At 66.5% G+C, this 24,828-nt stretch carries 26 protein-coding genes; 8 read left to right on the top strand and 18 right to left on the bottom strand.

Annotation, left to right across the window (positions count from 1 at the left end):
* Nucleotides 1-32 precede the first annotated feature (32 nt).
* Both ACFWVD_RS08645 and ACFWVD_RS08640 read right to left on the bottom strand, forming a co-directional pair.
* Nucleotides 33-1,769 carry an ABC transporter ATP-binding protein gene (locus ACFWVD_RS08645; protein ID WP_379241388.1) on the bottom strand — a complete coding sequence of 579 codons (1,737 nt, stop codon included), beginning with the start codon at nt 1,767-1,769 and terminating at the stop codon, nt 33-35.
* Nucleotides 1,766-3,598, bottom strand: coding sequence for an ABC transporter ATP-binding protein (locus ACFWVD_RS08640; RefSeq protein WP_379241387.1), 1,833 nt, complete (start codon nt 3,596-3,598; stop codon nt 1,766-1,768). Before ACFWVD_RS08640 ends, ACFWVD_RS08645 begins: the two co-directional genes overlap by 4 nt.
* A 94-nt stretch (nt 3,599-3,692) precedes the next feature.
* Between ACFWVD_RS08640 and ACFWVD_RS08635 the strand changes: the two genes are divergently transcribed.
* The 3 genes from ACFWVD_RS08635 to ACFWVD_RS08625 all read left to right on the top strand — a co-directional run bounded on the left by ACFWVD_RS08635 (nt 3,693) and on the right by ACFWVD_RS08625 (nt 7,681).
* Nucleotides 3,693-4,631, top strand: a complete 939-nt coding sequence (locus ACFWVD_RS08635; protein ID WP_379241386.1) for an RluA family pseudouridine synthase — start codon at nt 3,693-3,695, stop codon at nt 4,629-4,631.
* Between the two features lie 118 nt (nt 4,632-4,749).
* Nucleotides 4,750-5,481: a CPBP family intramembrane glutamic endopeptidase gene (locus tag ACFWVD_RS08630; RefSeq protein WP_379241385.1), complete on the top strand. Its 732-nt coding sequence runs from the start codon at nt 4,750-4,752 to the stop codon at nt 5,479-5,481.
* 181 nt (nt 5,482-5,662) lie between these two features.
* A complete protein-coding gene (locus tag ACFWVD_RS08625; protein ID WP_379241384.1) occupies nt 5,663-7,681 on the top strand; it encodes a hypothetical protein in 2,019 nt (672 codons plus the stop codon).
* Nucleotides 7,682-7,857: 176 nt separating this feature from the next.
* Here ACFWVD_RS08625 and rpsQ read toward each other — a convergent pair whose 3' ends face one another.
* The 11 genes from rpsQ to rpsJ are packed head-to-tail and all read right to left on the bottom strand — an operon-like array spanning nt 7,858 to nt 13,100.
* The gene (rpsQ, locus tag ACFWVD_RS08620; RefSeq protein ID WP_379241383.1) at nt 7,858-8,127 is read right to left on the bottom strand and encodes a 30S ribosomal protein S17; all 270 of its coding nucleotides are present in this window, start codon (nt 8,125-8,127) and stop codon (nt 7,858-7,860) included.
* Nucleotides 8,124-8,363, bottom strand: a complete 240-nt coding sequence (gene rpmC, locus ACFWVD_RS08615) for a 50S ribosomal protein L29 (protein WP_056818473.1) — start codon at nt 8,361-8,363, stop codon at nt 8,124-8,126. The genes rpsQ and rpmC overlap by 4 nt, the downstream gene beginning before the upstream one ends.
* Nucleotides 8,363-8,779, bottom strand: a complete 417-nt coding sequence (gene rplP / locus ACFWVD_RS08610; protein WP_056818475.1) for a 50S ribosomal protein L16 — start codon at nt 8,777-8,779, stop codon at nt 8,363-8,365. Before rplP ends, rpmC begins: the two co-directional genes overlap by 1 nt.
* Nucleotides 8,780-8,782: 3 nt before the next feature.
* Nucleotides 8,783-9,577 carry a 30S ribosomal protein S3 gene (gene rpsC / locus ACFWVD_RS08605; protein ID WP_062982459.1) on the bottom strand — a complete coding sequence of 265 codons (795 nt, stop codon included), beginning with the start codon at nt 9,575-9,577 and terminating at the stop codon, nt 8,783-8,785.
* A 1-nt stretch (nt 9,578) separates the two neighbouring features.
* Nucleotides 9,579-9,980, bottom strand: coding sequence for a 50S ribosomal protein L22 (gene rplV / locus ACFWVD_RS08600; protein WP_379241382.1), 402 nt, complete (start codon nt 9,978-9,980; stop codon nt 9,579-9,581).
* Entirely contained in the window at nt 9,977-10,258 is a 282-nt protein-coding gene (gene rpsS / locus ACFWVD_RS08595; protein ID WP_056818481.1) for a 30S ribosomal protein S19, read from the bottom strand. Before rpsS ends, rplV begins: the two co-directional genes overlap by 4 nt.
* A gap of 14 nt (nt 10,259-10,272) precedes the next feature.
* A complete protein-coding gene (gene rplB / locus ACFWVD_RS08590) occupies nt 10,273-11,109 on the bottom strand; it encodes a 50S ribosomal protein L2 (protein ID WP_378953642.1) in 837 nt (278 codons plus the stop codon).
* Between the two features lie 32 nt (nt 11,110-11,141).
* Nucleotides 11,142-11,447 (bottom strand): 50S ribosomal protein L23, encoded by a 306-nt coding sequence (gene rplW / locus ACFWVD_RS08585; RefSeq protein ID WP_378953639.1) that lies wholly within the window; start codon nt 11,445-11,447, stop codon nt 11,142-11,144.
* Complete coding sequence (gene rplD / locus ACFWVD_RS08580; protein ID WP_379241381.1) at nt 11,444-12,118, bottom strand: 50S ribosomal protein L4; 675 nt, start codon at nt 12,116-12,118, stop codon at nt 11,444-11,446. The genes rplW and rplD overlap by 4 nt, the downstream gene beginning before the upstream one ends.
* Entirely contained in the window at nt 12,115-12,780 is a 666-nt protein-coding gene (rplC, locus tag ACFWVD_RS08575; protein WP_379241379.1) for a 50S ribosomal protein L3, read from the bottom strand. The genes rplD and rplC overlap by 4 nt, the downstream gene beginning before the upstream one ends.
* A gap of 14 nt (nt 12,781-12,794) precedes the next feature.
* A complete protein-coding gene (gene rpsJ, locus ACFWVD_RS08570) occupies nt 12,795-13,100 on the bottom strand; it encodes a 30S ribosomal protein S10 (protein WP_040804197.1) in 306 nt (101 codons plus the stop codon).
* 557 nt (nt 13,101-13,657) lie between these two features.
* Between rpsJ and ACFWVD_RS08565 the strand changes: the two genes are divergently transcribed.
* The 4 genes from ACFWVD_RS08565 to ACFWVD_RS08550 all read left to right on the top strand — a co-directional run bounded on the left by ACFWVD_RS08565 (nt 13,658) and on the right by ACFWVD_RS08550 (nt 17,618).
* Nucleotides 13,658-14,134, top strand: coding sequence for a hotdog fold domain-containing protein (locus ACFWVD_RS08565; protein WP_379241378.1), 477 nt, complete (start codon nt 13,658-13,660; stop codon nt 14,132-14,134).
* 66 nt (nt 14,135-14,200) lie between these two features.
* Nucleotides 14,201-15,079 (top strand): ABC transporter ATP-binding protein, encoded by an 879-nt coding sequence (locus ACFWVD_RS08560; protein WP_379241377.1) that lies wholly within the window; start codon nt 14,201-14,203, stop codon nt 15,077-15,079.
* Between the two features lie 64 nt (nt 15,080-15,143).
* A complete protein-coding gene (locus tag ACFWVD_RS08555) occupies nt 15,144-16,307 on the top strand; it encodes an ABC transporter permease (RefSeq protein WP_379241375.1) in 1,164 nt (387 codons plus the stop codon).
* A 123-nt stretch (nt 16,308-16,430) separates the two neighbouring features.
* Nucleotides 16,431-17,618, top strand: coding sequence for a lycopene cyclase family protein (locus ACFWVD_RS08550; protein WP_379241374.1), 1,188 nt, complete (start codon nt 16,431-16,433; stop codon nt 17,616-17,618).
* A gap of 87 nt (nt 17,619-17,705) precedes the next feature.
* Here ACFWVD_RS08550 and ACFWVD_RS08545 read toward each other — a convergent pair whose 3' ends face one another.
* Genes ACFWVD_RS08545 through ACFWVD_RS08535 form a run of 3 tightly spaced genes read right to left on the bottom strand, consistent with a single transcriptional unit; the run spans nt 17,706 to nt 20,358 of the window.
* Nucleotides 17,706-18,551: an ABC transporter permease gene (locus tag ACFWVD_RS08545; protein ID WP_379241373.1), complete on the bottom strand. Its 846-nt coding sequence runs from the start codon at nt 18,549-18,551 to the stop codon at nt 17,706-17,708.
* Nucleotides 18,548-19,357: an ABC transporter permease gene (locus ACFWVD_RS08540; RefSeq protein ID WP_379241372.1), complete on the bottom strand. Its 810-nt coding sequence runs from the start codon at nt 19,355-19,357 to the stop codon at nt 18,548-18,550. The genes ACFWVD_RS08545 and ACFWVD_RS08540 overlap by 4 nt, the downstream gene beginning before the upstream one ends.
* Nucleotides 19,357-20,358, bottom strand: coding sequence for an ATP-binding cassette domain-containing protein (locus ACFWVD_RS08535; RefSeq protein ID WP_379241371.1), 1,002 nt, complete (start codon nt 20,356-20,358; stop codon nt 19,357-19,359). Before ACFWVD_RS08535 ends, ACFWVD_RS08540 begins: the two co-directional genes overlap by 1 nt.
* A gap of 304 nt (nt 20,359-20,662) precedes the next feature.
* On the opposite strand from ACFWVD_RS08535, the gene ACFWVD_RS08530 reads away from it, so the two are divergent.
* Nucleotides 20,663-22,171, top strand: a complete 1,509-nt coding sequence (locus ACFWVD_RS08530; RefSeq protein ID WP_379241370.1) for an aldehyde dehydrogenase family protein — start codon at nt 20,663-20,665, stop codon at nt 22,169-22,171.
* Between the two features lie 88 nt (nt 22,172-22,259).
* On the opposite strand, the gene ACFWVD_RS08525 is transcribed toward ACFWVD_RS08530, so the two are convergent.
* Nucleotides 22,260-23,498, bottom strand: coding sequence for a TetR/AcrR family transcriptional regulator (locus ACFWVD_RS08525; protein ID WP_379241369.1), 1,239 nt, complete (start codon nt 23,496-23,498; stop codon nt 22,260-22,262).
* A gap of 142 nt (nt 23,499-23,640) precedes the next feature.
* A complete protein-coding gene (locus tag ACFWVD_RS08520; RefSeq protein ID WP_379241560.1) occupies nt 23,641-24,663 on the bottom strand; it encodes an alpha/beta hydrolase in 1,023 nt (340 codons plus the stop codon).
* Nucleotides 24,664-24,828 lie beyond the last annotated feature (165 nt).

Raw genomic sequence — 24,828 nt, 5'->3', positions numbered from 1 at the left:
GCGGTGTTTTCAGTACCGCCGAGGCTTCCGTTCTATGCGGGGGCGGGTTCCAGGCGCCAGCCGGTTGCGCGTTCGCGTTCGTTCCAGAAGGCGGCGTAGCGGCCGTTGAGGGCGAGAAGTTCTGTGTGCGTGCCGCGTTCGGCTATGCGGCCTGCTTCCAGGAACAGGATCTGGTCGGCGTGGGCGATGGTGGTCAGGCGGTGGGCTACGACGAGAACTGTTTTGTCTCTGGTGAGTTCGTGGATTCCTCGTACGACGACGGCTTCGCTGTGAGGGTCAAGAGCGCTGGTCGCTTCGTCGAGGAGGACGATCGGGGCGTCTTTGAGTAGGGCGCGGGCGATCGAAACCCGTTGGCGCTCACCGCCGGACAGTGAGGTTCCGCCTTCGCCGACGGTGGTGTCGTAGCCGTCGGGCAGGCGTTGGACGATCTCGTCGACTCTGGCTGCTTCGGCTGCGCGGTGCAGGTCGTCGTCGGTGGCGTCGGGGTTGCCGATGCGGATGTTGTCGGCGACCGAGCGGTTGAACAGGTAGACGTTCTGGAAGACCAGGGCCAGCTGGTCCAGGAGGGTGTCCGAAGGTTGTTGGCGCACATCGTGTTCGCCGACTGAGACCGTGCCGGACTCGACGTCGTAGAAGCGGGCCGCCAGGCGCAGCAGGGTGGTTTTGCCCGAGCCGCTGGGTCCGACGATGGCGGTGGTGGTGCCCGCGGGGACCTCGAAGGTCAGGTCGGACAGGACGGGTTCGCCGGGGCGGTAGCCGAAGCTCACCTCGTCGAAGAGCACCGCGGGGGCGCCGGGGGTGACCGGGTCGGTGGGGGTCGGTAGGGGCTTTTCGGCGAGCAGGTCTGTGATGCGGTCGGCTGCCGCGGCGGCCGAGCGCAGGGCGGTGCCCAGCTGGGCGGCCTGGTTCACCGGTTCGATGAAGCGCGCGCTCACCGCGATCAGCGCGATCGCCGCGGCGGCCGAAACGGAGCCGTCGGTCACCTGGACGACCGCGATGTAAGCCAGCACCAGGAACACGGCCTGGACGAACAGCGCGAACACGATCAGGCCCGGCACCGTGGCGACCATCATCTTCGACACGGCCGAACGTTGTTGCACCAGTGCGGAATCCAGCTTCTTGTTGCCGACTCCGACCGCACCGAAGGCGCGCAGGACCGGCTGCGCCTGCGCGAATTCCACTACGCGCGAATCGGCTTCGGCCGCGGCCTCGTGCAGGCGTACGTCGGCGCCGGTGTACGCGCGGTTGGCGAGATTGTTGACCAGGTACAGCACCGGCGCGGCCAGCAGCATCGCCACCCCGATCCGCCAGTCGATGAACAGCATCCCGATCGCCACGACCAGCGGCACGATGATGCCGGTGAGCACCTTGGTGAGCAGGTAGGCGATCAGACCCTGCACCTCGCGGACCTGCTCGACCATCACGCGCGACAGCGGGCCCGCGTCGCGATCTTCGAACCAGCCCAGCGGCAACGCGTTCAGCTGATCGCCGAGGCGGGTCTGCAGACCGCGTTGCATACCGAGGCCGATGCGCAGGCCGATCACGGCCTGCAGGTAGCCGAACACGACCACGCCGAGCACGGCGGCGGCCATGCCGATGGCCCACGTCCACGCGCCGCTCAGGTCATTGCCGAACAGGGCTTCCAGCACGGGAACCAGCAGTAGATACGCGATGGCCTGGCACAGTGCCTGCAGCACGATGGCGGCGAGCAGGCGGGGAATCAGCGGGGCGAACTCGTCGGGGACGAGGCGGAAAACCTTGCGGATCATCGTGTTTCCTCCACCATGGCCAGGGTGCCGAGCGCGGCTTCGTTGATCTCCCACAGCTGCTGGTACAGCCCGCCGGCGGCGCGCAACTCGGGGTGCGTGCCCTGTTCGACCAGGGTTCCGTTGTCCAACACCAGGATTCGGTCGACGCCGGTGATGGTGTGCAGGCGGTGCGCGATCACCAGGACAGTGCGTCCGGCGACCAGGGCGGCGAGTGCGTCCTGGACGGCGGCTTCGGATTCGGGGTCGGCGAAGGCGGTGGCCTCGTCCAGGACCAGGACCGGGGTGTCGGCCAGCAGGGCACGGGCGATCGAAAGGCGTTGCGCCTCACCGCCGGACAGGGTGGCGTCGACGCCGATTTCGGAGTCGTAGCCGCGGGGCAGGGCGAGGATGCGGTCGTGGATCTGGGCGGCCCGTGCGGCGCGTTCGATGGCTTCGTCGTCTGCGTCGGCATTCGCCAGGAGAAGATTTTCGCGAATCGAGCCGCGAATCAACCGGACATCCTGGAAAACGAATCCGACGGTGCGATACAGCTCTTCGGTGGTGAATTCACGAATATCGCGGCCGTCGATAGTGATTCGGCCCGCGCCCACGTCATAGAAACGCGGCAGGAGTTTCGCCAATGTCGACTTGCCGGAACCACTCGGGCCGACAAGGGCGGTGATCGTTCCGGGAGTCAGTTCGAGGTCGATGCCTCGCAATACGTCATGTCCTGTGCGATAGGCGAATTCGACACCCTCGAACGCGACAACTCCGGTCTGGATTCCGGCTTCGGTTGCGGCGGTTTCCAATTCCGGTGTCTGCATCAGTTCATGCAAACGCAGCGCGGCCGCACCACCGGCACGCAACGCCTGCGAACCGTAACCCAGACCCAACAGCGAGCTGCCGATACCCAGCCCGACCAGCAGGAACGGCAGCAGATCCAGCGGATCCACCCAGCCCAGACCCACCCCGGCCAGCCCACCGAGCACCACCACCAGCATGACGAACACCGGCATCACCACGATGTCGGACGCCGACTGCACGCGAATGATCGGCGACTTCATCCGATGCGCGGCCCGCACCTGTCCATCGACGGCGTCCTGAAACTCCTTGTGCGCCTTGCCCGCCTGGCCGAACGCCCGCACCACCTGGATGCCGTCGACGAACTCGATGGTCGCCTCGGCGGTGCGGCGCTCCCAACGCGTGTAGACCGCGAGCCGGTCGCGGCCGTCGCGGTCCATGATCTTGCCGAACAGAATGAAGTAGGCGATCAGCGGAATCAGCAGCACCAGGGTCAGGCGCCAGTCGACGGTGACCAGGTAGCCGAGGGTGACCAGCGGGACCACCAGCGCGCCGACGAACTCGAGCCGGGCGTGCGCGACCAGATAGTGCAGGGCCTCCACGTCATCGCGCAGATAGTTCTTGACCTCGCCGGAACTGCGCTCGCCGAACCAACCCAGCGGCACGCGCGTGAGTTTGTCGGCCAGCAGGCGGCGCAGGGTGAGCTGGTAGCCGGCGTCCACGGCGTGCGACCACGTCAGCGCGACGGCCTGCAGCAGGGCGCGCGCCACGAGCACGAGCACGGCCGCGCCGAACAGCCACCACACGCGGTCGGTGTCGACCGGGGTGTTCAGCAGTTCGCGGCAGGCCGCCACGATCAGCAGGAACGGGACAACCGAGCACACCGAGGCCACGGCCACGAGCAGGCTCGCCACGGTCAGCATTCCCGATACCGGTGCCAGAATCTCCTTGCGCGCCTGCGCTTCTGCCTGCTTCTGCGCTTTCGCTGCCGCCTTGGTCGGCCGGTTTCCCGACTCCACCCCCGGCGGCGGCGCTACCTGCACCGTCATATCGTTCTCGCCTCTCGAACCTGTTCGCGGCAACTCGCCAAGGGTAGGTTAGCCTAAGTTGAGAGGTTTGCGGCCGTCGGACCAGACTGCTCCTATGCGACGTAGGCAGCAGCCGCCGCTGCCGAAACGGCACGGCCTCGATCCCGCCCGACTCCGACTCCCCGACGACGGGCAGTGGGCGACCGTGCGCGACCATCTCGTCGAACGGTTGCCGCGGGTGGATCCGGCCAGAATCGACGCGATGCTGGCGGCGGGCGAGATCGTGGATCTCGACGGCCCGCTCGCGCCGAACGCGCCGTACGTGCCCGGCGGCGCGGTGTGGTTCCACCGCGACCTGCCGGTCGAAACCGACGTGCCGTTCCAGATCGGCATCGTGCATCGCGACGACGACATCCTCGTGATCGACAAACCGCACTTCCTGGCCACCATCCCGCGCGGGCAGCACATCCTGCAGACCGCGCTGGTGCGCCTGCGCAACGACCTCGACCTACCCGACCTGATCCCCGCGCACCGACTCGACCGGGCCACCGCCGGGCTGCTGCTGTTCGTGGTGAATCCGGCGCGGCGCGGGGCGTATCAGACGATGTTCCATCGCAAGACCGTGCGCAAGGAATACGAGGCCATCGCGCCCTACGATCCCGCGCTCGAGCTGCCGCGGACCGTGCGCAGCCGGATCATCAAGGAGAAGCAGGTGCTCGCCGCGTTCGAGGTGGACGGCGAACCCAATGCCGAGACCGAGGTGGAGTTGGTCGAGCATCGCGACGGGCTCGGGCGGTACCGGCTGCGGCCGCACACCGGGCGCACTCATCAGCTGCGGTTGCATATGAACGGGCTCGGCGTGCCGATTCTCGGCGACGATTTCTATCCGGTGATCACCGATAAGTCGGTCGACGATTACACGCGGCCGTTGCAATTGCTGGCGGCATCGCTGGAATTCACCGATCCTCTCAGCGGGGAACCGCGGCGGTTCGAGACGCGGCGCACGTTGCAGGCGTGGACGGATATGCCCGGATGGTCCGAATCGGCTGTCTAGTCGCTCACAGCGTGTCGATCTTGAAGGCCTGACTCGCGGCCGCTCAACGCTGGGGTCGGCGGTTGCCCCGCATTTATCGGCCCGTTTCCGTTTCGTGATAATTCCGTACACTCGATACGTGTCCGCAACTATCGCCGATTCCCGGCCGAAACTTCACGCCTACCTCGACATCGCTGTGGTTGTCGTGGTGCTGGCGGGCACCAATTTGATCGCCCACTTCACCACCGCCTGGGCCAATATCGTCACCGTGCCGATCGCGGCGGTCGCGTTGCTCGCGCTCATGCGCAAGCGGGGACTGGGCTGGCACGAACTCGGGCTCTCGCCACGGCATTGGAAACGCGGGACCGTCTATGCGCTGGGCGCTGTCGGGATCGTGTTGACCGCCGTCGCGATCGGCGCATTATTGCCGCTGACCAGGCCTTTCTTCCTCGCTGATCGGTACGCGACCATCTCCGGCGCGCTCATCGCGTCCATGATCGTCATCCCGCTGCAGACCGTGATCCCCGAAGAACTCGCGTTCCGCGGGGTCCTGCACGGCACGCTGGACCGGGTTCTCGGCGTGCGCGGCCTGTTCGCGGCCGGATCCCTGATGTTCGGCCTCTGGCACATCGCGTCGTCCTTCGGCCTGGCCGCAGGCAACAAGGGCCTGTCCGCCATCGTCGGCGGCGGCCTACTCGGCCAGATCGTCGGCATCACCCTCGCAGTCGCCGCCACCGCCGCCGCGGGCATGGTCTTCACCTGGCTCCGCCGCCGCAGCGGCAGCTTGCTCGCGCCCATCGCCCTGCACTGGTCCCTCAACGGCGCAGGCGCCCTCGCCGCCGCCATCGTCTGGCACACCGCGCTCAGCTGATCTGGACGCTCGATCACCACGCTCTCAGGTAGGAATTTCGATCGAAATCCCGCCCTCAGAGCGTGGTGATCGGGCGTCCAGTTTTGCGTTGTCGTTGACCGGGGGGCGGGGGGCGTTTACGCTCTCTGGAAATCACACATATGTTCGATGGGCCTGGGGTTCGAGACGCGGAAGGCGCGAGATGTCCGACGATCGGTGCAGCGATAGTGCGGCCGTCGCGCCGAGTACCGAGGTCACGGCACTTGCGCTGCAGGTTGCTGCGGCTCGGGACAAGCTGCCGCTGCAGCACGACACCGCGCTGTACGAGGCATTGTCCGATGACGAGATTCGGGCCGAGCGGGAGCTGGCCGAATGGATTCGGGCCAAGCGGCGTAAGCAGCGGCGACAGGCTGTTGTCGACGAGATGGCCGCCGACAAGCGGGATCGGCGCACCGGGTCGCTGATTCGCCGCACCGATGAGGCCGACGCGCGGTGGCATCGGCAGGCGTTGGCCGCTCGGCGCAGGGTCTCCAGTGCCGATGCGCGGTTGGCGCAGTTGTATCGGCGCGCGGAATGGTCGTCGCGGGCGCTGATCGGGGTCGTCATCCTCGGGATGGTGTGGGCCGGGGTCAATGTGCAGCACAATCTGGTGCCCAGTGGGGACATGAGCGACCCGCTGTACTGGCTCAGCTTCGGCATCGAGGCGATGATCTCCATCCCGATCATCGTCATCATGGTCGCGGCCACCACCGCTGCCCGCTGGGGTCGCGAGCTCGAACGCGGCAAGGTGTTGCTGTTCGAACTCACGCTGCTCGGTACGACCGTCGCGTTGAACGCGGGACCGCATCTCGCCTCCGGATCCTTCGGTCGCGCAGCCGAATTCGCTATCGCGCCGGTGATGGTGGGTGTTGTGATCTGGTTGCACGCGTGGGTGTCCGCGCGGTACGCGATGTTGATCGAGAGCGCTTCGGTGGAGTTGCCCGGCGATGCTGGCTACTCCCCCAGTGAGCGCGCGATGTCGCCTGCGCCGGATCGCGCGCTCGACGGTTCCGGATCGGCCACACAGCGCCTGTCGATCAACGATCAGCCAACCGAAACCGCGGGCGTGGATCACGCAGCCGCCGACCAGATCGCTCCGCGAGCGACGGCTCCGACTACCGACCCCGCAATCACACAGGCTGAGATGCTCGCCGCCGAGCGCGCGTATCGCCAAGCGTTGCGGCTCCCCATCAACGATCAGCCGACCGAGACCCCCGCCGCGAGCGTCGATCCAGCGGTGGCCGAGGCCGAGACGATCGCGGCGTCCGCGGCCGAGCGTGCTTACCGCGAAGCACTGCGTCGCCCTGTCGCCGACAAGCCCGCGGTGCCCGGCAACCTCGGGATGATCCGGAAAGCTGCCGCCGATCATCGGCGCAACGGCACCGACCATGTCATTCGGACCAATGGCGCCGCCCCCGCTGTGCGGCGAATACCGGTCGGCGCCAAGTCCCCCGCCGGCGACGCGACCGGCACCGACCCGGTTCCCGAGGCGACGATGCACGCCGGCACCGTCGCCCGTGACCTCCCTGGCGATACCTCACCACCCACCGAACCGCTGGTCGTCCACAACGATCCCCCCGCGGAGCCGGAACAGCTGACCCTGGCAACAGAACCCGCCGAACAACTGGCGCTGGACACCGTGCCCGCGCCGCGCAAGCCGGTGGCTCCCAAGACACGACGCATCGCACCTGCCGAGCCGACGGCACCACGGTCTGCCCCAGAAGCTACCGCGATGACAACCCCCGAGTCGGTCCCGGTAGCAGCGAAACCCGAGTCGACGACCGCGCGGTCCGCGCCAGAATCCGCCATGCGCTCCGCCGCCACGAACGTCGAACCCACTGCTACGACAACCCCTGAGTCGGTCCCGGTAGCAGATGATCCTGAGCCGACAGCAGACCCGATCGACTTCGAAACCTCCCTCGACGAGTCAGACGAAGACCCGTCGACCGCGGACGAATTCGACTACGACGACGACACCGAAGTTCGGGCCCTGGCTCGTCAGATCGCGCATCGCAGTCCCTTGCGTCTGACTCTCGATCAGATCGAAGAGATCCTCGAGCTCACCGATCAATCCTGGTCCGCTCGCAGCATCGGCAGCGAAGTCGGTGTTCCCAGCAGTACCGTCACCAACATCGTCGAATTCGCGCACAAGATCCGCCAGCCCTACGCCTTCACCGGCTGATACCGCCGACTGACAAAAGGCTCGCCTCCGCGAAACACGGGGAGGCGAGCCTTTCCACATGCCGAGCCAGCGAGCCCTGCGGCCGCGAGACCTACTCCCCCAACGACGAAAGCCCGCCTCCCACAAGGGGAAACGGGCTTTCGCGGAAAACGATCTCGATGGATCGAGGAGGGACCTTACTTGGCCCGCTCCAGGACCTCGACCAGACGCCAGCGCTTGGTGGCCGACAGCGGACGGGTTTCCATCAGCTGAACGTGATCGCCCACGTGGGCGGTCTCGTTCTCGTCATGCGCCTTCACCTTGGAGGTGGTGCGAATGATCTTGCCGTAGAGCTTGTGCCGGTGACGGTCTTCCAGCTCGACGACGATCGTCTTGTTCATCTTGTCGGAGACAACGTAGCCGCTGCGTACCTTGCGGCTGTTGCGCTCTTCGGTGTTCTCGCTCATGCCGCATCTCCCTTGCCAGCGGGCGCCGTGGCCAAGCCGAGCTCGCGCTCGCGCATGACCGTGTAAATACGCGCGATCTCGTGGCGGACGACGCGCAGTCGACGGTTGTTGTCGAGCTGACCCGTCGCCATCTGGAAGCGCAGGTTGAACAGCTCTTCCTTCGACTCGCGCAGGCGTGCCACGAGCTCTTCTTCGTTGAGCTCACGGAGCTCTGCGGCCGGTGTTTCGGTAGCCATCAGAACTGCTCCTCTCTGGTCACGATCCTGCATTTCATCGGGAGCTTGTGCATCGCGCGGCGCAGGGCCTCACGAGCGGTCTCCTCGTTCGGGTAGGACATCTCGAACATGACCCGACCGGGCTTCACGTTCGCGACCCACCACTCCGGCGAACCCTTACCGGAACCCATGCGGGTTTCGGCCGGCTTCTTCGTGAGCGGACGGTCGGGGTAGATGTTGATCCAGATCTTGCCGCCACGCTTGATGTGGCGGGTCATCGCAATACGTGCCGACTCGATCTGACGGTTGGTGACGTAGGCGGGCTCGAGAGCCTGGATGCCGTACTCACCGAAGGCCACCGCGGTGCCGCCCTTGGCCATGCCAGAGCGACCGGGGTGGTGCTGCTTACGGTGCTTGACCCTACGGGGCATCAGCATTCGTCAGCCCTCCTTGTTCTCTGCCGGAGCCTCCGCCACTGCAGTGGCGGCGCGACCGACCTCGGTGCTGGTCGCAGTGGTGCCAGTGGCACCCGACCGACGAGGACGGCTCGGACGCTCGCGACGCTGGCGATCCGGAGCGGCGGCGGCGGCGGTCACTTCACGACGACCACCGACGATGTCGCCCTTGTAGATCCAGACCTTGACGCCGATGCGACCGAAGGTGGTCTTGGCCTCGTAGAGGCCGTAGTCGATGTCCGCACGCAGCGTGTGCAGCGGAACGCGACCTTCACGGTAGAACTCCGAGCGCGACATTTCGGCGCCACCGAGGCGGCCCGAGCACTGCACGCGGATGCCCTTGACGTTCGGCGAACGCATGGCCGACTGAATGGCCTTACGCATCGCACGACGGAACGCCACACGGTTGGACAGCTGCTCGGCAACACCCTGAGCAACCAGCTGCGCATCCGATTCGGGGTTCTTGACCTCGAGGATGTTGAGCTGAACCTGCTTCTTGGTGAGCTTCTCCAGCTCGGAACGGATGCGATCGGCTTCCGCTCCACGGCGACCGATCACGATGCCGGGACGCGCGGTGAAGATATCCACACGGACGCGATCACGGGTGCGCTCGATCTCGACCTTCGAGATACCTGCACGCTCCATGCCAGTGGCCAGGAGCTTGCGGATCTGAACGTCTTCCTTCACGTATTCCGCGTACTGCTTGTCCGCGTACCAACGCGACTTCCAGTCGGTGGTGATACCGAGGCGGAAGCCATGGGGATTAATTTTCTGTCCCATGTTACTTAGCCCCTCCCTTCCGGCGGCTACGAGCGTCAGCGCCGGCAGTGGGCACGCTCTCGACCTCGATGGTGATGTGGCTGGTGCGCTTACGAATCCGGAACGCACGGCCCTGGGCCCGCGGCTGGAAACGCTTCATGGTGGCGCCCTCGTCGACAAAAGCAGTCGAGATGACCAGGGTGGCCGGGTTGAGGCCGAGGTTGTTCTCGGCGTTCGCCGCAGCCGAAGCCACGACCTTTGCCACCGGCTCACTGGCGGCCTGCGGCGCGAACCGCAGGATGGCCAGTGCATCGGAGACGCTCTTGCCGCGGACCAGGTCCACGACTCGACGGGCCTTCATCGGGGTGACCCGAACGTGCTTGGCGGTAGCGCGTGCAGTCGGGTTCTGAATGGTTTCAGTCATCGCCGCTTGCTCTTCCGGTCGTCCTTGACGTGGCTCTTGAACGTCCTGGTCGGCGCGAACTCACCGAGCTTGTGTCCGACCATGTTGTCCGAAATGAACACCGGGACATGCTTGCGACCGTCGTGGACGGCGAAAGTGTGGCCGATGAAATCGGGGATGATGGTCGAGCGACGCGACCAGGTCTTGATGACCTGCTTCGTGCCCTTTTCGTTCTGGACGTCCACCTTCGCGAGGAGGTGGTCGTCGACGAACGGGCCCTTCTTGAGGCTGCGTGGCATTTCTTACCTCCTCCTTAGCGCTTCTTGCCGGTTTTACGGCGGCGGACGATGAGCTTGTCGCTCGGGCGGTTGGGCTTGCGGGTGCGGCCCTCAGGCTGACCCCACGGGGAGACCGGGTGGCGACCACCGGAGGTCTTACCCTCACCACCACCGTGCGGGTGGTCGACCGGGTTCATGACGACACCACGGACGGTGGGACGACGGCCCTTCCAGCGCATACGGCCGGCCTTGCCCCAGTTGATGTTCGACTGCTCGGCGTTGCCGACCTCGCCGACGGATGCGCGGCAGCGCACGTCGACGCGACGGATTTCACCCGAAGGCATACGAAGGGTCGCGTACGGCCCTTCCTTGCCCAGCAGCTGAATGCTCATACCGGCGGAACGAGCCAGCTTGGCGCCGCCGCCCGGACGCAGTTCCACGTTGTGGATCGTGGTACCGGTCGGGATGTTGCGCAGCGGCAGGTTGTTGCCCGGCTTGATGTCCGCGGTGGGGCCGGACTCGATCGGGCTGCCCTGCTTGATGCCCTTCGGCGCGATGATGTAGCGCTTCTCGCCGTCGGCAAAGTGCAGCAGTGCGATGTTGGCGGTGCGGTTGGGGTCGTACTCGATGTGAGCGACCTTGGCCGGAATGCCGTCCTTGTCCAGTCGACGGAAGTCGATGACGCGGTAGGCCCGCTTGTGACCGCCACCGCGGTGACGCGTGGTGATGCGACCGTGCGCGTTACGACCACCGGACTTGGTGAGCGGGCGCAGCAGCGACTTCTCCGGCGTCGACCGGGTGATCTCGGCGAAGTCCGAGACGCTGGAGCCACGACGGCCCGGCGTTGTCGGCTTGTACTTACGGATTGCCATGAGTTCTTCTCGCTTTCTGGAGTCCCAGGCGCTTACGCGACCGGTCCTCCGAAGATCTCGATGGGCTTGCTATCGGCCGAGAGGGTCACGAGAGCGCGCTTGGTGTCCTTGCGCTTTCCGTAACCGAATTTGGTCCGCTTGCGCTTGCCCTGACGGTTGGCGGTATTGACGCTGGTGACCTTGACGCCGAAAACCTTCTCAACGGCGATCTTGATCTGCGTCTTGTTCGAGTCCGGGTGCACCAGGAAGGTGTAGGTGCCTTCCTCGATCAGCCCATAGGACTTCTCCGAGATGACCGGCGCGAGCAGGATGTCGCGGGGGTCGGCGATGGTGGTCACTTGCTCTCCTCCTGGGCCGCCTCGGCGGGACCGTGAACAAAAGCGTTCAGGGCCTCGACGCTGAACACCACGTCGTCGCTGTTGAGCACGTCGTAAGTGTTGAGCTGATCCGGGGCGATCGGCAGCACGTTCTCCAGGTTCGCCACGCTCTTCCACGCGGCGACGTCCTCGCGGCCGACGACGACCAGGAACTTCTTGCGGCCCGAGAGCTCGGCAAGGAAGTCCTTGGCAATCTTGGTCGACGGGTTCTGACCCGAGACCAGTTCGGTGATCACGTGGATGCGCTCGTTGCGGGCCCGGTCGGACAGGGCACCGCGCAGGGCGGCGGCCTTCATCTTCTTGGGGGTCCGCTGGCTGTAGTCACGCGGCTGCGGGCCGTGGACGGTGCCACCGCCGACGAACTGCGGCGCACGGGTCGAGCCCTGACGGGCGCGGCCGGTGCCCTTCTGGCGGTACGGCTTCTTGCCACCACCGCGCACCTCGCCACGAGTCTTCGTGGAGTGGGTGCCCTGGCGGGCGGCGGCCAGCTGAGCGATGACGACCTGGTGCATCAGCGCGACGTTGGCGGTCACGTCGAAGATCTCCGAGGGGAGGTCGACGGTGCCTTCGGTCTTGCCGCCTGCGGCCTTAACGGTCAGCGTCAGGTTGGCCTTCTTATCGAGGCTGGTCATGCGTGCGCACCACCCTTCACGGCGCTCTTGACGATCACGATGTTGCCCTTGCGGCCCGGGATAGCACCCTTGACCAGGAGCAAACCGTTCTCGGCATCCACCTTGTGAACCGAGAGGTTCTGCGTGGTGACGCGGTCGTTACCCATACGGCCCGACATGCGCATGCCCTTGAACACGCGGCCGGGAGTGGCACAGCCACCGATGGAACCCGGGCGACGGTGCACAGCCTGCGCACCGTGGGAGGCGCCCTGGCCCTTGAAGCCGTGACGCTTCATGGTGCCGGCGAAGCCCTTGCCCTTGCTGATTCCGGTCACGTCGACGTAGGTGCCCTCTTCGAAGACATCAGCCGAGAGTTCCTGGCCGATCTCGAAAGTGGAGGCATCCTCGACGCGGATCTCGGTGACGTGGCGACGCGGGGTGACACCGGCCTTGGCGAACTGGCCGGAGACCGGCTTGTTCACCTTGCGCGGGTCGATTGCGCCGAAAGCGATCTGAACGGCCGAATAGCCGTCGCGCTCCACGGTACGAATCTGGGTGACCACGTTCGGGCCCGCCTTGATGACGGTAACCGGGACGACGCGGTTCTTCTCGTCGAAGACCTGGGTCATACCAAGCTTGGTGCCCAGGATTCCGGCCTTGGGCCGGTTCTTGTTGTCAGTCATGTCTCGAGTCCCCGTCACTGAATGTTGACGTCGACGCTGGCCGGCAGGTCGATACGCATAAGCGCGTCAACCGTCTTCGGCGTCGGGTCGAGGATGTCGATGAGGCGTTTGTGCGTGCGCATCTCGAAGTGTTCGCGCGAATCCTTGTACTTGTGCGGCGAACGGATGACGCAGTAGATGTTCTTCTCGGTCGGCAACGGCACAGGCCCGACCACACGGGCGCCGGTACGGGTCACCGTTTCCACGATCTTGCGCGCTGACGCGTCGATCGCCTCGTGGTCATAGGCCTTGAGCCTGATGCGGATCTTTTGTCCCGCCACGCTAAGTGTCCTTTTCTCCGCTTTCCTTCGTGGTCACAGGAGCTAGCTCCCGCACCACCCTCAATTTGCACAGCCCGAACACAAGAAAGACGCCTCAGCGTGGTTTCCCACTGAAAGACCCGCAACCAGGGCACCACAAAGGCACTACCTAGTCCTCGCCGCTGTTCATCTGTCATGGTTCTCCGGTCCACGCGGTCGGGCGTGTCGCCCTAACTCTTATTCTCCGGCTCCTGGTGATCGCTCACCATCGGCCGGAAGTGCGTGATTCCGAACGTATCCACACCGGCGAACCGGCGGGATACAAACTACTGCTCCCCCTGTTCAGGGAAGTCCACTCCGAAGAGCGACCATCCTGCACAAGGCAACCCGAACAGTATGCACCATGCCGACGACGCGTTTCAAATCGGGGGTCATGAGGCATCGATCACGCCCGTAGAAGGGCTTCTACCTCGACCGCACCGCCGGATGGGCTGTACCGACCAATGGTAGCTGGCCGCATGCTGCACCTGGTCGGCGGAGGGTTCCTTGCTACCTTACTTTTGAGTAAGATACCGGCCATGACACAAGAGACCGCGACCTACCGCGGCTGGAAGAAGCTGCCCGACAACCGGATCGGGCACGCGCTGTTCTCGCTGGGAATGGTCGCCAGGGTCCCGTACTTCGGCACGGTGCTGCCCCAGGTGGTGCGCCTGGAACCCGGCGTCTGCGAGGTCACCTCGCCCAAGTGGTTCGGCATCCACAACCACCTGGGCACCTTCCACGCGATCGCGGCCTGCAACCTGGCTGAGGTGGCGATGGGCATGCTCAGCGAGGCCACCGTGCCCACCACGCACCGCTGGATCCCCAAGTCGATGAACGTGCAGTACCTGGCCAAGGCGGGCACCAGCCTGCGCGCGGTCGCGAAACTGGACGAGATTCCCGACTTCACCACCATCACCACGGGCCGTGAACTCACCGTTCCCGTGTCGATCTACGACCGCGACGGCGTCGAGGTGGTGCACGCCGACATCACCACCTGGGTTTCCCCACGCTGACGCCCGCGGCGTAAACCGTTGTCCCGGTACGGTCGTGGGAACGCAGCAACAGGACGGGGAGTGGCCATGTTGGAAGTCGTCGGCGTGACGCGGCGGTTCGGGGACAACATCGCGGTCGACGACGTGTCGTTCGCGGTGCGGCCGGGTGCGCTGACCGGCTTCGTCGGCGGCAACGGCGCGGGCAAGACCACCACCATGCGCATGATCATGGGCGTGCTGGCCATTCAGTCCGGTGAGATCCGGTGGGACGGTGCGCCGGTGACCGAAACCGATCGGCGGTCGTTCGGGTACATGCCCGAGGAGCGCGGGCTGTATCCGAAGCAGCCGGTGTTCGACCAGCTCGTGTACCTGGCTCGCCTGCGCGGCCTCGGCATTGCCGAGGCGAAGGCGCGCACCGGGTCGCTGTTGGAGCGGTTCGGTCTGGGTGCGCGGGGCAAGGACAAGCTCGAGTCGTTGTCGCTGGGCAATCAGCAGCGCGTGCAGATCGCGGCCGCGGTGATCGCGCAACCGTCGGCGCTGATCCTGGACGAACCGTTCTCCGGTCTGGACCCGATTGCCGTGGATTCGATGGTGGAGCTGTTACGCGAGTACGCCGACCAGGGCGTGCCGGTGCTGTTCTCCTCGCATCAGCTGGATCTGGTGGAGCGGTTGTGCGACCAGCTGGTCGTGCTCGCGGCGGGCAAGGTCGTCGGGCAGGGTTCGGTCGACCAGCTGCGGTCCAGTGGTGGGTCGCGGTATCGGCTGGTGTTCGACGGGGATCCGGGGTGGTTACACGAGTATCCGGGGGTTCGGGTGGTCGCGAATGGCGGGCCGGGGGTGTTGTTCGAGGTCGACGGCGCGGACACCGACGGGATTCTGCGGGAGGCGCTGTCGCGGGGGTCGGTGCGGGAGTTCGTCGAAGCGCGGCCGACGGTCGCGGAGATCTACCGGGAGGTGACGGCGTGAGAGTTCAACGCCTCGAGGCTCGCATGACCACCGAAGGCGCCCGACCGTGCCGAGGAGATGCGGCATGAGCGGCGTGTGGCGGATCGTCGCGGCGCGGGAGATCGTGGTGAAGCTGCGCGATCGCAACTTCGTCATCTCGACTGTGGTGACGATCGTGGCGATCATCGCGTCGCTGGCGATCAGCGGGTTTCTCAGCAGCAGGCCCGACAAGGTCGACGTGGCGATCGCCGGTGCGGACACCTCGATCGTGATCGATGCGGCCAACAGCTTGGCGGCAGGCAACGACACGTCGTTCACCGCGCACCCGGTGGCTGACCGGGCGCAGGTCGAGCGGCTGGTGCGCGAGGACACCGTCGAGGTCGGCCTCGTCCCCGCCGAACCCGACGGGTGGCAGCTGATCGGCAAGACCGCTGAGGACGACAGCGCCACCACCTACATCACCGCCGCCGTCCAACAGCTGGCCTTGCAACGCAATGCCGCCGCGGCGGGCGTCTCGCTCGAGGAGTTGAGCCGCGGCGCGACGGTGTCCTACGAGCTGCTCGAGAAGGGCGCGGTCGACCCCGGCCTGGCCAAGATCGTGGCGTTCGTCTTCGCGTTCCTGTTCTATCTGGCGTCGGTGCTGTTCGGCATGTCCATCGCGCAGAGCGTGGTCGAGGAGAAGCAGAACCGGATCGTGGAGATCCTGGCCAGCGCGATGCCGTTGCGGCAGTTGCTGATCGGCAAGGTCGCGGGCAACGCGGTGCTGGCGTTCATCCAGCTGGCGCTGTTCGTCGGGGCCGGGTTGGCCGGGTTGGCGGTGACCGGCAAGGGTGCGCAGCTGGGTCAGATCGCCGGGGCCGCGGGCTGGTTCATCGTGTTCTTCGTGGTCGGGTTCCTCGCGCTGGCGAGCCTGTGGGCGGTCGCGGGCTCGTTGGCCACGCGCAGCGAAGATCTCCAGTCCACCGCCACTCCCCTGTCGATGCTGATCATGATCGTGCTGTTCGCGGGCATCTTCCTCACCGGCACCGCCCGGGTGATCGCGTCCTACGTGCCGATCATGTCCATCGTGGCCATGCCGGGCCGGCTGGCCGACGGCACCGCGGCCTGGTGGGAACCGTTCATCGCGCTGGCGCTGATGGCCGTGGCCACCTACGGGATCGTGGTCGTGGCCGAGAAGATCTACCGCCGTTCGCTCATGCAAACCCAGGGGCGCCTGACCATGCGCCAGGCCTTGGCTCTGGAGGACTAGCCGCCATCAGTCCGTCGGAATTTCGGCTCCCGGCGCCGTGGTACTCGTCCGCGTTCGGTGGGAGTCGCACACCACGTCCCCAGGTGCTTGCGTCGCGGTGTGGGGAGCGGATTGAATGCGGGCGTGAGCGTTGCGCGGGAATTCGATGTGTGTGTGGTCGGGCTCGGACCGTCCGGGCGGGGATTGGCGCATCGGGCGGCGGCCGCGGGGTTGCGGGTGGCGGCGGTGGATCCGCGGCCGCAGCGACTGTTTCCGCCGACGTTCTCGTGTTGGGTGGACGAACTGCCCGCGTGGCTGCCCGACAGTGCCATCGCGCAGCGGATCGAGACGCCGACGGTGTGGACCAAGGCGCAGCACCGGATCGAGCGGCCCTACTGCGTGCTGTCCAAGGCGGGGTTGCACGCGGCACTGGCCCTGGATGACGCGACGGTTTTCGCTGACCGGGCCCGCCGAGTGGACGCGCACGAAGTCGAGCTCGCGGACGGGACAGTGATTCGCGCCGGCACCGTCTTCGACACCCGTGGCCTGCCTACCTTGGGCAAACGCAGGGCCGCCTCGGCGCACGGGATCTTCGTCGATGCCGAGACCGCGGCGCCGATGGTCGCGGAAGGTGAAGGGCTGCTGTTGGATTGGCGTCCGGAGAACGGTGCGGGTCCCGACGAACCGCCGTCGTTCCTGTACGCGGTCCCGCTGGGCGACGGCACGGTGATCTTCGAGGAAACCAGCCTCGGCCTGCGCGGCGGGATGCCACAGCACGAGTTACGCAAGCGCACGCTGAACAGGCTCGCGACCCATGGCATCCGGCTCACCGGCGACGAACCGCACGAGGCCGCCCACTATCCCCTTGACCAGCCGCCCCCGAAGAAGGGCACCGCGATCGCGGTCCCGTTCGGCTCGCGCGGCGGCATGATGCACCCGTGCACCGGCTACAGCGTCGCCGATTCGCTCGCGCTGGCCGACACCGCTGTCGCCGCGGTGCAGCGGGGCGAGAACCCGATCGACGCGCTCTGGCCGTTGAAAGCGCGGGCCGTGTATTGGATGCGCATGCGCGGCCTGTGGGGTCTGGGCCGACTGACCACCGACCAGTCGATCGCGATGTTCGACGCGTTCTTCACCGAGTCCGACCGCCGCCAGCGCGCACTGCTGTCGGCCCACGACGACTACACGGCACTGGGCATCGCCCTGTTCAACACCGTCGCGCACACCTGGCCGTTCCGCTGGCGGTACGACCTGGTGGGTTGGACCAACCGCGACCGCTGGCTGGACTACCCCTTCGATCGAGCCCTCGAACTCGACGAGGAACCGGCGTAATCGACCAATCGGCGACGGTCCGATCGGAAAATCGACCTTCGCAGGGCCAGATTGGTCGATTACGCCAGTCTTGTCAGGACTCGCCTCTTACGAGGACTCCGCCGCCTTCTTGTACCCCACGATCGCGGGATACGCGAAGACCGCGACCATCCCGACCGTCCACGCGACGGTCTTGAGCAGCGGCTCGGCGACCGGCCCGCCGTACGACAGCCCCCGCATCGCGTCGATCGCGCAGCTCATCGGCTGGTTCTCGACCACGTCCTGCAGCCAGGTCGGGTAGGCGAACACCGGAACGAAGCCGGTGTTGAAGAACATCAGCAGGGTGTTGAAGATGCCGATGAGGCTGATCAGCACCACGCCCTCGGTGATCGTGGCCAGGGCGGTCACCATCACCGCGAACCCGATGCCGAACAGCACCGGCACGAAGACCAGCGCGATATTGGCGAACGGGTCCTCCATGAACAGGAACCCCAGCGGCACCGCGACCAGCAGCACGATCACCGTGGTGAGCAGGATGCGCAGCATCTCGGCCAGCAGGCGGCCGGTGAGCAGCGACGCCTTGTTCAGCGGCATCGTGTAGAACCGGCTGAGCAGCCCCGATGCCTTCTCGCGTTTGAATCCCAGCGCACTGACCACCGCGCCGGTCATGGCCGCGACCAGGGTCAGCAGTGCGGCCTGGCCGTAGATGCTGGGCGCTCCGGTGGCGGCGGTGATCGAGTCACCGAGCACGATCCGGAACATCAGCAGGGTCACGGCCGGGTAGGCGATGGTCTGGATGGTGGTCGACGGGTCGCGCAACCACACCATCAGCAGGCGTTTGCACTGGATCAGGCTGTGGGTGAACCACACCGACACCGACCCTTCCGGCTTGGCGTGCACCACCGGCAGGTCGGCCGCGGCCTCCTCGACCGTCGACGTCTGGATTGTTGTCATGATCGCCTCACACTCGCCCACACAGCCAGTGGGAGGAAGAAGATGGCCAGCCCGCCGATCCACACCAGCGACACCCAGGCACCGGCCCAGCTCAGGTGGCCCGCGGCCAGGTCGCTGAGGGTTTGGGAGAACTGGGAGATGGGCTGGTTGCGCGCGAACGGCCGCACCCACGAGGGGAAGCTGGATTCGGGCACGAACCCGGTCGACATCATGCCGAAGATCAGAATCGGCAGGGTCAGCGCCTGGCTCAGCGCCTCGGGGTTCTTGGTGAGGCTGCCGAGCGCGTCGGCGCCGAGCGTGAGGACCACGCCGACGAGCAGGGCGAACCCGCAGAATCCGAGCGCCTGCGCCCAACCGCCGGTGAACCGGAACCCGATCATGTAGCCGTAGCCGACCGTGGCGATCAGCGACACGATCGATCGCACCATGCCCGCGCAGATGCGTGACATCAGCGGCACCAGCGAACCGATCGGCATGGTCTGCAGTCGGGTACTCAAGCCGGTGAGCGCTTCGAACGCCGCGAGCTGCGCGTTCGACATCATCGTCATCGCCATGGTCTGCAACACCACGATCGGCATCACGTACTGGGCGTAGTCGATGCCCTGGACCTTCATCACGTACCGCAACGGCAGGTAGAAGGCCACGGTCACCACCAGCGGGGTGAGCACCGCGACGATCAGCTCACCCTTGGTGGCCATCGTGCGCACGATGCGCCCGGTCAGCGCGCGCCACTGCGCGAAACTGCTCGTGTGCACAGCGGGGAGACCGGCGAACAGCGCGTTCGCCGACGGGGTGGACACGCTCACTAGTTGCCGCCCGAATGGCCGGTGATCGACAGGAAGACGTCGTCGAGCGAGGGCCTGCGCAGGGCGATGTCGGCCAGGTCGATGCCGGCGTTGTCGAGCCTGCGCAGCGCTTCGGCGAGGGTGGCGGCGCCGTCGGGTGCGGGGATGGAGACCTTGTCGGCGCCGTCGGTCTCGGCGGCGACGGCGGCCGGGACCAGGTCGCCCAGTGCTTTGACGGTCTGCGGGACGCGGCTGGGGTCCAGCGGGACGATCTCGCAGAAGCTGCCGCCGGTCCTGGCTTTGAGCTCGTCGGCGGTGCCCTCGGCGATGACGGTGCCCTTGTCGATGACGATGATGTTGTCGCTGAGCACGTCGGCTTCTTCGAGGTACTGCGTGGTGAGCAGCACCGTGATGCCCTGGTTCTTCAGCGCGGTGACCAGGTCCCACACGCCCTGACGGCTGCGCGGGTCGAGGCCGGTGGTCGGCTCGTCGAGGAACACGACCTCGGGGCGAACGACCAGCCCGCAGGCGATGTCCACGCGACGGCGCATACCGCCGGAGTAGTTGCGCACCGCGCGCTTACCGGCGTTGACCAGGTCGAACTCTTCCAACAGCACCTCGGCGCGCTTGCGGGCGGCCGACTTCTTCAGGCCCATCAGGCGTCCGAACAGCTCGAGGTTCTCCCGGCCGGTCAGGTTCTCGTCGAGGGCGGCGTACTGGCCGGTCATCATGATCGAGCGGCGCACGCCCGCGCCGTCGGTGAGCACGTCGTGTCCGGCGACCACGGCGGTGCCGGAGTCGGGGCGCAGCAGCGTGGACAGGATTTTGACCATGGTGGTCTTTCCCGCGCCGTTGGGGCCGAGGATACCCAGCACACTGGCCTTTTCGGCCTGGAAACTGATGCCCTGCAGGGCGTGCACGTCACCGAACGACTTGCGCACGTCCGACACCGACACCGCGGGTTCGGTGTCGCGCGACGCGACGTCACCTGCGGGCTTATCCACTGAGATCGAACTCGGCATCAACTCTCCACCATCGGCCGGATGCGCACGGCTCTGACGAGACGAGCGCACGCGGAATACATGCTTCTCGGTAAGTGATCCATACCGTTCGGCGCGATGTTACCGGGCCGGAGATTTTCCGGGCCGGGTCTGCGCTGATGCGCCCGGTTTGCGTGAGGTTTTCGCGAGGGCCTGTGGGATTGCTCACCCGGGCAGCGCAAGGGCAGTGAGATGACCTTGTCGGGGCGGTCGCGCGCCCATACGCTGACGTCGGGGAAACACTCGTCTCACCCGGGGGTGTTCGATCTTGTGGGAGGTGATGACCATGTCCGAGTCGGCATCCACCGCGGCGCGCACAGGTCGGTCCGATGTGCTCACGGCATTCGATCCACGCACCGGCGAACAATTAGCGCAGTATCCCGTGCGCAGTCCGGCCGAGGTCACCCGTGCGGTGCGCTCCGCTCGCGTTGCCCAGAACTGGTGGGGGGAACTGGATTTCGGTGAACGCAAGACCCTGCTGTTGGACTGGCGACGCCATATCGTGCGGCACGCAAGCGAATTGGTGGAGGTGCTGCGCAGCGAGACCGGTAAGCCCGAGGCCGATGCCACCCTGGAAGTGATGCTGGCGGTGGAGAATCTGGACTGGGCCGCCCGCAACGCGCAGCGCACGCTGGGTCGAAAGCGCTTGCCCACCGGGTGGTTCACGCGCAACCAGCACGCGTCGGTGGGCTATCTGCCGCTGGGTGTGGTCGGGGTGCTCGGCGCGTGGAACAACCCGGTGTTCACGCCGATGGGTTCGATCGCGTACGCCATGGCCGCGGGCAACGCGGTGGTGTTCAACCCGCACGCGCTCAGCAGTGGCGTGGGTACCTGGCTGGCGGACAGCTGGAGCGCGGTGGTGCCCGATCAGCCTGTGCTGCAAGCGATTACCGGCGATCGTCGAACCGCGACGGCGCTGTGTAAGTCCGAGGTCGACAAGATCGCCTATGCCGGACCCGAAGCCGACGGGCGCGAGGTGATCGCGCTGTGCGCGCAGTCGCTGACGCCGGTGGTGGTGGAGTACAGCGGCAAGGGCTCGATGATCGTGCACGTGGACGCGGTCCTGGACTCCGCGGCCGAGGCGGCGGTGTTCGGGGCGATGGCCAACGCGGGGCAGAACGCGTCGGGCATTCAGCGCTGTTATGTCGCGGATTCGGTGTTCGACGATTTCCTGGCCAAGGTGGCCGAGCGGGCGGCGAAACTGCGTCCAGGAGCGGACAATCGGGCCTCCTACGGGCCGATGATCAATGCCGCGCAGGTGGATGTGGTGCGCAAGCAGGTGCGCGACGCGTTGGCTCGGGGCGGGCACGCGGTGCTGGGTGGGCTGGAATCGTTGCGTGACCCGTATGTGGAGCCGATCGTGTTGGCCGAGGTGCCCGAGGACAGCATCGCGATCACCGGTGAGGGGATCGGGCCGGTGCTGGTGGTGAATCGAGTCGCCGACCTGGCCGACGCGGTCACGCGGGTCAACGCGGCGGGTAACGGCATCGCGGTCACGATCTTCACCCTCGACATCCCCAGTGCGGAGTTCATCGCCGAGCAGTTGAAAGTCGGTGTGGTGACGGTGAATTCGTCGACGGCGTTCACCGGCATACCGGCGTTGCCGTTCGGTGGGGTGGGTGAGTACGGGCAGGGGCACAGCCACGGGCAGCAGGGGTTGCGCGAGTTCAGCCGGACGATGTCGATCGCGCGCAGGCGTTATCGCACGCCGGTGCGGTTGTCGACGTTCGACCGCGCGCCGGGGCATCTGCGGGCGGCGAAGACGCTGTTCCGATTGCGCCACGGGCGGGGTTGAACGGCCTCGGGAGGCGGTGGATCAGCCGGAGCTGACGAGGCCGCTGGACCAGTTGGCCAGGGGCCTCAGCGGCAGGAGTGGCGGTGGATCAGGCGCGTTCTGGTGAACCGTTTCCTTGCAGGACCGCGCCGGTCAAGGCGGCAAGGCGGGCCAGCTGTTCGGGGCGGGAGTCGAAGCGTAGTAGGCGGCCGACGTCGATGATCTGGCCGATGGCCGCGTGTACGCGGAAGCGGGCTTCGATCGGGTCGCCGTCGAGCAGGTTGGCCCATTCGAGGATGTTCTGGCGTTGGATGGCGCGCAGGCGGTGTTGTTCGGCGGGTGGGAGGTTGCTGAATTCCGCGTAGTACACCGGCATGAGTTCGGGGGTGGCGAAGGTGAGGCGGGCGTGCTGGTCGGCGATGCGGCGGGCGGCGTCGGCGCGATCGTCGCTTTCGGCCAGCGCTTCGCCGATCGCGACGGCGAGGCGGTCGGCGGTGCGGTGGAAGGCGGCCGCGAGCAGGTCGGCTTTGCTGTCGAAGTGGCGGTACACGCTGGAGGCATTGATGCCCACGGCGGCGCCGATCTCCTCGATGCCGGATTCGTGGTAGCCGTTGCGGCCGAACATCCGGATGGCCTCGGTGAGCAGCTGTTCACGTTTCGAGGTGACCGGCAGGCCGCGCATCGGCTTGTCCGGTTCGGCGGGAGCGGGCGTGGGCGGCAGCTCCGCGTGCACGATCGCCCAGGCCATTTCGCGCTGCACCGCCAGCATCCGCGCGTGCGAGAGGGTCGTGCGGTGCGCGGCGATGCTGGCCAGCGCGCTCAGTGCGCCCACGGCCAGCAGGGTGACGTCCTCGGGGCTCGCCTCGGGTCGCAGCGCCGCGATCGGTTCGCCGACCATCGCCTCGAGTTCGCGGTAGAACGCGCGGATGCGCACCCGGTCCTCACGCTCGAGGTAGCGGCGTTCCCACCGGTACAGCCCGGCCTCGCGGCGGATGTCGATATTGCGTTCGGCGACGGCGGTGAACAGCGCGTCCAGGCGGGCTTCCGGTGCCAGCGACGGGTCGTCGGCCGCGGCGGCGACGTCGCGCAAACCGCGAGCACCCTCCTCGGCGGCGGCGACCAGCAGTGCGTACTTGTTGGCGAAGTGGCGGTACAGCGCGGGCCCGGAGATGCCCACTTCGGCGGCGATCTCGTCCACGCCGACGGGGTAATAGCCGCGTGCGCTGAACGCGCGGGCGGCGGCCCGCATGATCTGCATCTTGCGGTCCTTGGGCCTGCGGCGCACGACGCGGGCAGGTGCGGTCGCGGGCTCGTGAGCCTGATCGGCGGCACTGCGATCGGCGACCATGCACTCACTTTCCGTTGCGCGAACCGGGTTGGACAAGTCAACCTAAGTTAACCACAATTCGCAAACGTCGAGGGCAGGTCGATAAAAGAACCGCCCCGACAGCGACGTGCTCGCTACCGGGGCGGTTCGGGAGAACTTGCGCTTACAGGCCGAGCCCGCGGGCCAGGGTCGGCCACGACAGCTTCAGCTCGTCCTTCCAGTAGCCCCACGAGTGGGTGCCGTTGGGACGGAAGTTGAAGGTGGCCGGGATGCCCAGCTCGTTGAGCCGGTTGGCCAGGTTGTGGGTGCAGTAGTTGGTGCCCGCCTCGATCACGCCGCCGATGACGATCTGGTTGGCCAGGCCATAGGCGCCGGGCAGCGCGTACGGGCCGTCGAGGGTGTCGTACGGGCCGGGCAGGCCGTTGCCGGTGGAGACGTAGAGGTCGACGCCCCGCAAACCCTCGGCATTCACGTACGGGTCGTTCTTGACCCATTCCTCGGATCCCTGCGGACCCCACATGTTCATGGTGTTGCCGCCGCCCCAGGTCTCGACGGTGACCTTGACGAACTCCGAACCGACCGGGTCCGAAGTCTGCGCGCATCCGCTGTAGGCCGCCGCGGCCTTGTACAGGCCGGGCTTGGCGATGGGCAGCGCGAGCACGGTGGTGCCCGAAGTGGAAAGGCCCGCAATGGCATTCACACCGTTGGTGCCCAGCGCGCCGTCGACCAGCGGGGGCAGTTCCTCGGTGAAGAAGGTCTTCCACTTGTTGCGGCCCACGACCGGGTCGTCGGCGATCCAGTCGGTGTAGTAGCTCCACGCGCCGCCGATGGGCTGGATGACGTTGACGTTCTTGTCGCCGAGGAACGTCAGCGCGTCGGTCTTGGCCACCCATGACGCCGAATCCTCGCCGCCACCGGCACCATTGAGCAGGTACAGGGTGGGGCGCGGGACCGAGGCGTCGGCGGGGCGCTGCACGTCGACGATGATGTTGTTGTCCATCGACGCGGAGTACACGTGCAGCCGCAGACTGCGCGAGTCCTTGACTTCGGCTTTGACGATCTTGGAGCCGTTGTCCGACACCGGGTTGGCGAGCAGGCTCTTGGAATCGATGATCGGGTCAGCCGAGGCCGGACTCGTGGCCAGGCCGGACATCAGTCCCGCCGTCACTGCCGTTGCCGCGATCATCGCCGCGGCCCGCAGGCCGGCGAGCCGGGTGTGCCGACGCATCAATTTCGCACCTTCGCTTCGTCTCGAATTCGACTCGGTCCGCGCCCCTGCCGGGGCACGAAGTGTAATCGGTACAACAGCGCGGTCACATCATGCCTCACGGGTATCACCGATGTCACTGCG

It is taken from the genome of Nocardia sp. NPDC058666 (genome assembly GCF_042714895.1).
In the GTDB taxonomy this organism is placed as follows: Bacteria; Actinomycetota; Actinomycetes; order Mycobacteriales; family Mycobacteriaceae; genus Nocardia.
The sequence above is the reverse complement of the archived record's forward strand: the minus strand, read 5'-3'. Positions and strand labels throughout refer to the sequence as shown.